Annotated in this window: 8 protein-coding genes; 6 read left to right on the top strand and 2 right to left on the bottom strand. The window is 34.9% G+C overall.

Going from position 1 to position 8360, the window contains the following annotated elements:
* The coding region (locus tag V7149_RS22470) for a YaiI/YqxD family protein (protein ID WP_335347810.1) at positions 1 to 422 on the bottom strand (422 nt) is incomplete at its 3' end.
* A gap of 238 nt (positions 423 to 660) precedes the next feature.
* Here V7149_RS22470 and V7149_RS22465 point away from each other — a divergent pair.
* The 3 genes from V7149_RS22465 (at position 661) to V7149_RS22455 (ending at position 3682) form a co-directional block, all read left to right on the top strand.
* Complete coding sequence (locus V7149_RS22465; protein WP_335347809.1) at positions 661 to 1290, top strand: hypothetical protein; 630 nt, start codon at positions 661 to 663, stop codon at positions 1288 to 1290.
* Between the two features lie 659 nt (positions 1291 to 1949).
* Positions 1950 to 2828 carry a putative RNA methyltransferase gene (locus V7149_RS22460; RefSeq protein ID WP_335347811.1) on the top strand — a complete coding sequence of 293 codons (879 nt, stop codon included), beginning with the start codon at positions 1950 to 1952 and terminating at the stop codon, positions 2826 to 2828.
* A gap of 344 nt (positions 2829 to 3172) precedes the next feature.
* Positions 3173 to 3682 (top strand): GNAT family N-acetyltransferase, encoded by a 510-nt coding sequence (locus V7149_RS22455; RefSeq protein WP_335347808.1) that lies wholly within the window; start codon positions 3173 to 3175, stop codon positions 3680 to 3682.
* Between the two features lie 332 nt (positions 3683 to 4014).
* On the opposite strand, the gene V7149_RS22450 is transcribed toward V7149_RS22455, so the two are convergent.
* Positions 4015 to 4866 (bottom strand): MerR family transcriptional regulator, encoded by an 852-nt coding sequence (locus V7149_RS22450; RefSeq protein WP_335347807.1) that lies wholly within the window; start codon positions 4864 to 4866, stop codon positions 4015 to 4017.
* Between the two features lie 119 nt (positions 4867 to 4985).
* Here V7149_RS22450 and V7149_RS22445 point away from each other — a divergent pair, with 119 nt between their 5' ends.
* The 3 genes from V7149_RS22445 to V7149_RS22435 all read left to right on the top strand — a co-directional run bounded on the left by V7149_RS22445 (position 4986) and on the right by V7149_RS22435 (position 8126).
* A complete protein-coding gene (locus V7149_RS22445; protein ID WP_335347806.1) occupies positions 4986 to 6188 on the top strand; it encodes an MFS transporter in 1203 nt (400 codons plus the stop codon).
* 1131 nt (positions 6189 to 7319) lie between these two features.
* Positions 7320 to 7721 (top strand): hypothetical protein, encoded by a 402-nt coding sequence (locus V7149_RS22440; RefSeq protein WP_335347805.1) that lies wholly within the window; start codon positions 7320 to 7322, stop codon positions 7719 to 7721.
* Between the two features lie 99 nt (positions 7722 to 7820).
* A complete protein-coding gene (locus V7149_RS22435) occupies positions 7821 to 8126 on the top strand; it encodes a hypothetical protein (protein ID WP_335347804.1) in 306 nt (101 codons plus the stop codon).
* Positions 8127 to 8360: the final 234 nt, after the last annotated feature.

Here is an 8360-nt window from a genome sequence, read left to right as displayed (position 1 = left end):
TTAAAAAGCCCCTTAAATTTCTCCCTATCTTCTGATGTAAATGGTTTTGGCCCCTTTGTACGCATTCCGCTTTTTCGAGCCATTGCGCTCAAATAACGTGTTTGTAATAATTGGTCAATGTTTTCATTTGTATAGGTAGACCCATTATGGTGAAGTACCACACACCCTTTTGCTAACCCTAGCGAAGCAAGACCATAATCTTGCGTAACGATTATATCTCCTTTTTCTACTAACTTTATAATCCGATAATCAGCAGCATCTGCTCCAGAATCAACATAAATGGTTTCCACTCCTGATGGTTGTTCCGCATTAGAAAAATGAGAGTAGCTAGTAACAAGGATAACAGGTATTTCAGCACTCGTACCTTCAGAGATAATGATATCTTTTACCGGACAAGCATCTGCATCAACATAAATTTTCATCTTTACCTCTCCCCGTAAGTAAGTTTGAGTTGATGATAGTGGCAAATTTAGTCTTTGTCAAACGATAAAGATGGTTTACCTAAAATCATTAAATAACAAAAGAAAGATCTTTTTTTCATTGGAGAAACCCTCTTACAGAAAATAAGGATATTGACCCTTCTAAGAACAAGTTATTTGCTGTTATGATTTTCGAGATTTGGATTTGTTTGTAAATCATGAAAGGTAGGATATAGCAAAGATGAATTTAAAAAAGATTTTCAAGTCTTTAGTTCTAGCATTCTTTCCTGCGGCCTCAACCGATCATCCCAAGTCCATTCGCTCCCCGGGGCCAGGTGTCACAGTGATCGGGGTCCTGATGGCTCTTTGGTGCATCGCGTTTGCGGTGGTCAATATCGTTTTCGAGGTCACTGACCATTTCGCCGGGGGTCCACTTGCCGAGTACACGGCCGGCATCACGGTGATGAACTGGCTTGTTGTTGGCTTTAAGTCATTGGGCGCGGCTGTGGAATTGTTGTCGGTTGCGAACATCCCGAAACTTCACCTACCGGCACTCATGACCGTGTTGGTGTGGGGAGCTTTCGCCACGCTCGGCTTATATGCCCTGGGCAGCGTGACGCAGGCGCTGGGTATGATCTTTGGGTTTATGGGCACTGCCGAACAAATCGATCTGGCAGGCATCGGCTACGTATTTATGTTCCTGTTGGCCGCGGCAGGCTATGGTTTCCTGGCCGTCTCCTACTCGCGGCGATACGGCACACGAAGAGGCTATGCTGTCCTCGGGGTGGTCGGCGCACCTGTGGTACTTGGTTTGATCCTGATAGCGGTCCCAATGCTACTGGTTGCCCTCGGATTCATGCCTGCATACTGATGACACTTTTCGCTGACAGGAAAGATGGAGCATCATTATTAATCACCATTTCCATGGTGATCCTTTCTGCTTCTGCCAATTCTTGCGCCACCTCAACGTTCATCCCACATTTTGCGCATGTATAGGTATGTTTATAATTTTTTGGCAGGAATTCGACTCCCACTATCAAAGTTTAGATGAATCCAAGCAATGCGGTGATTCCTTTGACTCTATAAAAAGATGAAATCCCAGATATTTATTCGATTCGTATCGGATCGAACCAAGTTAAAATAATCGTTAGTATTGGATATCATAGACAATATTCGAGAGGAATGGAAATACTTCACAACTTTTAAGAAATCGGGCGCGATTGTGGAAGAACGAATTGTCATTTCACACTAGTATTACATTGAAGCAATCAAACGGGCTATTTAGAAAGCTAAATATAAATTGCAACGAGAAGTTAACCATGATAATGTAATTTATGGGTTAGATTCCTATAAACCTACCCAAAGGAGTTATTTCCATGATTATTCAATTCATTCGTTATAGATAGTAACAGGTATAGACTATTTTCAGATCCTATTCATATTTTTTTGAAAAATATGAGGAGGGTTTATTTGTCTATGCCTTTTTCATTTATCTAAAAACGAATGAATGAGGTGACTTCTTTGTTTAAAATGAATAAAAGAATGAAGAGTACGGAGTATATAAGTAACTTTGAATCCATTTTTAAGTGTCCTATTTGTCATTCATCAATGATGGTTTTTGAGTTTAAAAGTTTAATCTGCTCAAATAACCATACATTTGATTTTACCAAGCAAGGATATATCAACTTGACGACTCACCAGGTAAAAACTAAGTACAGCAAGGATCTTTTCGAAGCACGAAGAAAACTTATTATAGAGGATGGATTTTTCAAACCACTCAGCCAAGCAATTGCTGAAATTATAAATAAGCATACTATTAAAAAAGGAGAAATATCATTAATTGATATGGGATGCGGAGAGGGTTCACACCTATCCTCTATTTGCGATATTGTTAGTTCTGAATATAATAAAACAATTAAAGGAGTAGGAATTGACCTTTCTAAAGAAGGCATATTGGTAGCTGCCAAGAACTACACCAATAAGATTTGGGCTGTTGCTGACCTTGCCAATACACCATTCAAGGATAAGCAATTTGATGTTATACTGAACATCTTGTCGCCTTCAAATTATGCAGAATTTAACAGACTGACAAAAGCTGATGGTCTAGTAGTTAAAGTTGTTCCCCAATGTGGCTATTTAAAAGAATTTAGAGAAGTTATATTCGATGAACCCAAAAAACAATCTTATACTAATGTTAATACTGTTGAACGATTTAATATGAATTTCAAATTAGTAGATAGTTCAAGACTATGTTATACTGTGACACTTAATAATCCATCAATTCAAACACTGGTTCAAATGACTCCTTTATCATGGGCGGCCACGGAGTGTCAAGCTAAATTATTCTTAGAAGCAAATTCAGCTCAAATAACCGTTGATTTGGAAATATTAATTGGTAAGAAATATTAAATTTTGAGAAGAGAGCAGCCTTGCAGTTTGGACTGCTCTTATCACTACTATACAGCAATCGGGCACAATTCTTAAAATAGAATTGTGCCTTCTTTAGCTATAAGGCCAGATTGAAGAGTAAAGAAGTTTTTTAATATGGCTCTTCACCAAAACCTATGGTTGACGCATGACTTACTTGCATTCGGTCAAAATGCGATTTTCGTATACCATAAAGTAGATACTTCAGCTTACGAATTAGACTTAATAAAGATAAATGCTTATAAAAATCAATGCACAACGTGCTACACTATAATTATGAAATTCCACGATCAATAACAAAATAACAAGTCAGTAAGGAGAAACACATGCTAACGATTTTACAGGAAGAACAATTTGAAAACCTTTATCAATTAATTGAAGATTCTTTCCCTATAGATGAATATAGGCCCTACCAAACACAACGTGCATTACTTTCTCATCCTCACTATCAAATATACGTTTATGAAAAAGATAATAAGCTTGCTGCTTTTTTTGCCACATGGGAAGGACCCGATTTTATCTTCCTAGAGCATTTTGCCGTTAAAGCAAGCTTTCGCAATGGTGGCTTAGGGTCGAAACTACTCCAAGCATTTCTTAAGCAGCAGGCAAAACCTATCGTCCTTGAAATCGAACCACCTGAGGGGGAAATCGAAAAAAGGCGAGCTGGTTTTTATGAACGAAATGGCTTTAGCCTTAGTCAGTGGGGCTATGTTCAACCAGCACTTGCAAAAGGGCAAAGCCCGGTTTCAGTTGTATTAATGTCTTACCCGAAACCATTACAAGAACAAGCATATCAATCCTTTAAAAACTGGGTATTTAAACACGTCTATTCATAATATTGGATTTTTTTGTTGTGAATTTGCGATTTCCAAGCGTTACCTTATACAAAAAGCATGAATTAAAGTGAGTGCAGGTCGCAATTTTTAACGCATTACCCCATCAGTTGCTGCAATTAATGATTCAAGTTGTTTAATACAGATCATCTTCTTATTAGTAGCAATGGTCAAGTACGATCTTCCATTAATGGAGCAATGAAAAATCCTAATTTCTTAGCATTAAATTAAGAAATTAGGATTTTTAATATTGAAATTCCCTTAACATTGTAAATCCGCGTTTCCTGTCGCTACCCCACTGTCTACTTGACAGGGGTATATCCAAATACCTAACCTTATAAAAGTGAAGTTTTCTGCTGCATATTTTCAATTACCTGTATCATAATTTTTGTAACGAAATGTTCCTTTTGGTTTTTTACAACTGTATCATAAATATACTCTTCAAAAACATAATCTCCTAAGGCTAAATCTAAACGTTCTATCTCTGAAATAAGTCTCTTATAGGTATTATGTATTGTTTTATCATCTCCAATATGATAACCAATTAGAAAATCACCCTTTACAGCCTGGAAATACGGATATCCTTCTTTGGGTTGTGGTTGCTCAATGTATAAATAGCTATACTTAGAGAATTCTCCCTTTAAAACTTGCTCCCGTTTCGTTATACCACCTATAGGATAACCTGTATCAAGCTGTAATTCGTTCAATTCACCAATAAACTCTGAAATAACCTCTACAAATTCCTCATTGGTAATACTTTCAATGTTTCTGCTTAAATAAAGTGTGGCTTCTGGTAAATGTTCAAGCGTAATTTGATGAAAGTCAAGGTGTGAGGCCTCCTCCATTAATGTTATTTTTGTTTCGATAAGTTTTTCCTTCATTTGAATTTCCTGTCGCTTTTTCATAATCTCTTCTTTCTTTTGATACATTAAAGTTAAAAAACTTTCAGGAGATTTATTTTGCGTGTATTGTTGAATATCATTTAGTGACATACCAAAATCTTTTAATAAATCAATAACAAAGAATAACTCTATTTGGTTGATTGAATAAAAACGATAGCCTTTTTCATTTTTAAATACTGGAGACAGAAGACCTATTTGATCGTAGTAAAAGAGTGTTTGTTTGTTAACCTTGCAAAGCTTTGCGAATTCACCTGTAGTTAAATATTTCATATTTTTTTTATTCATAATTTACATCACCACCCTTGACTATATAGTTACTATATACAATAGGATAAGAGCTGTAAAGAAATCAAATGAATACGTTTGGTTTTAGGTAATTCGTTTTGTTAAGGAGAATATATAAAATGAAGAATTATAAAATTACTTTAGGATTATTATTAATGAATTTATTTATAGCCTTTATGGGAATTGGGCTTGTAATTCCAGTCTTGCCTACACTGATGAATGAATTAGGAATAAACGGAAAGACTGTTGGTTATCTAACAGCTGCTTTCGCAATTGCACAATTGATTGTTTCGCCATTTGCAGGGAAAGCTGTAGATAAATTGGGAAGAAAAATTATGATTGTACTTGGTTTATTTATTTTCGGCCTATCAGAGTTATTATTTGGGCTTGGCAAAGAAATCGAAATGCTATTTATTTCTCGTATATTAGGTGGAGTAAGTGCTGCATTCATTATGCCGGGTGTCACTGCTTTTATTGCTGATATTACAACCTTGAAAACTCGCCCCAAAGCACTAGGCTATATGTCTGCTGCAATTAGTACAGGATTTATTATTGGCCCAGGTATCGGTGGATTTTTAGCGGAATTTGGTACACGTACACCATTCTTCTTTGCTGGTGCACTTGGTACAATAGCTGCAATACTAACCATTATGTTTATATCTGAGCCAGATCGTGCTACAGAAATTAATGAACAAACCTCAGGAAGTAAGAATGGTTTCAGACGTATTATTGAGCCAAAGTATTTTTTCGCGTTTATTTTAATTTTTATTGCCTCATTTGGTTTAGCAGCTTTTGAATCGTTCTTTAGTTTATTTGTGGACCATAAATTTCAATTTAAACCATCCGACATAGCCATTGTTATTACTGGTGGTGCAATTTTTGGTGCTGTTTCACAAGTCATATTGTTTGATCGGCTTACACGAATTTGGGGAGAAATTAAACTGATTCGAAACAGCTTAATATTATCAGCATTACTTGTCTTCTTAATGACTGTTGTACATTCATATTTCTCTATTTTACTTGTTACATTTATTGTTTTTGTAGGTTTCGATTTATTCCGACCAGCAGTTACTTCATATCTTTCAAATATCGCCGGGAACGAACAAGGTTTCGTTGGTGGAATGAACTCTATGTTTACGAGTCTAGCGAATATTAGTGGTCCAATTCTAGGGGGGATATTATTTGATATAGATGTTAACTATCCTTACTACTTTGCGACTGTGATACTATCTCTGGGAATAGTTATTACATTGTTCTGGGGGAAGCAAGCAATTAATTCTTCAAACAAAGTGAAGGCTAGTGTGGCTAATATATCAAATTGAAGTATTGACAAAAATTGTGAAACATTGCACTTAAATGAAGTGTAGTGCCTTATTGGGTACATTATTCATATTTTTATATATTGTCGAACCCTTTGCTGGAAGTAAGTACAGACATTTTGTCACTTTAATTGGAGCCTCTGCGTGCAAGATTATGAAGAGGGTATTAAAAAATCTGGCTCAGCCGAAACTGGCTATCATGCCCGCCACTACAAGGATACACTGCTTGTTGTGAAAGTCAGATCCAATTTGTTGCGCCAAATATTTAAAATCTTATACATGATAATATTTACTTTTGCCATTTTTCTTTAGTAAGTACTACAGAAACTAAATGGGTGCATTAATCCAGTAAGGGTTAATGCTTATTTTGGTTGAAGTTATTGTTGTAACGAAGCTGGTTTATGAAGAAAAATTTTAATAATAGTTGAAGAAACTTTAATTAAGGTTTAAGCGTATAGTGAAGGTAGTGAAATTAATTTTATTGAATGGACAGGTGATGAATATGTGGGGGGGATATTATTATGCGGCGGATTAAATTAATGTTAATACATTACTCAAAAAAACCTTTGTGGTTTAAAATGTTAACCTCTATAACTCTTCTCATTTCCGTTGTCTTTAGCAGTTCTTTCTTTTCTGATCATGACTATTTTCAAAGTCTTTCAAAATTATCTGCCAGTATTTTCTTTTGTGCATTGGGAATAGACATGAGAATCAATCGAAAAGTTTCTACCCTGTTTTTCACCTTAGCAGTAATTTGTATATTTTTGTCCTTTGTTTCCATAATTTTATAGGTTAATAAAAAAATAGAATTAGAGGTTTAATACAACAACAATTTTTCAACGTTACTCATGAGGATCACTCATAAGCATTAGAAAAATTAACTCAAACATGTAACTTTTTATGAATCAGGGAACTATTATTGATTTAGAGAACTCTGAAAAAGAACAAGTCTATGATGAAACAACATATCGTAAAGAAGGCTTCCATTCAATAATGGAAGCCTTTTTCTAATTCCCATCTGTACATGCGCCAATCTATCCTGTTCGAGTTTTTCCCTAAATAGAGCAGGTTAGCTCAATAGGTATATCGATTATCAAAAAATTCAGTTAATATATAATGGAAGGGGGAATTAAATTGATATTAAATTATAAAAGGGCTTTAGGCTACTTAGCATATTCGGTTGGCTTTATTTTATTATTAGTAATAATAAGCAACATAAATTCACATTTTATTAAAATGATTAATGAGACGTATAGAATGTATCCTTGGCAAATCCTTATTAGTTTGATGTATTTCCCAATTGGCATATATCTTGGAATCCCCAATATCTTAAAGGAATTTAATAAAACGGGTCGATGGAGAATTAATTACTATAAGATTGTACTTGTAGCTTTACCAATGATTTATTTATCGTTTTATTGGTTTTTCCCCTTTTCGTATCCGGTTCCCAATATTCTTGCCTACACAAAAACAGCATTTAGTTTTGGTACTATAATAGCTGGATTCTTTATTATTAATAGCTTTACAAAAGAATAGACGTTATTCATATTACGATCTTCAAAAATCGGGCCATTTAACGGAATAAAAATTTTAGTAGCAGATTGATCAGATTAAAAAGCGAAAGGAGGTTCTAACATGGTTGTTATATTGGCAATTGCACCTATTGTAATAGTAGGAGGGATTGTCGTATATGTAATTGAAAGTCTGAAACATAGATATAACCAAGGCAACCTAGGTAAGAAAAAATCAAAAGGGGCTCAAAATTTATTAGATAGCTTAATACCAATCGGAATGCTTTTTGGTTGTGCTATCGGTGTAATTTTGGGCATATTTTTCCAGATTCCAACAGTATTTACAGTTAGTTTAGGAGCTGGAATAGGCTATTTATTTGGATTTTTTGCTTTTGTAATTTATTGCAATAAAGAAAACAATTATTCATAATTGGCTATCTTTCAGAAATGGGGGCATTTCCAAAGTGTGGATCTGCGCTTCTTTTGCATAATGTGGAACATAACAACTAATAAGATGTACTAAATCTTTAAGAATAAATTAGTTCGGGTTAAGTAGTGTATCCCTATAATAAATGTAAAACTAGTGAAATAAAGTACTTAGACTAAAAGGAGCACTCTAGTGCAAGATTAACTGAAATTGCAGAAAAGAAAAGGAAGTTTAATA

Source organism: Bacillus sp. JJ1503 (assembly GCF_036965125.1).
Taxonomy (GTDB): Bacteria; Bacillota; Bacilli; order Bacillales; family Cytobacillaceae; genus Cytobacillus.
This window is presented reverse-complemented; position numbering and strand designations above follow the sequence as displayed.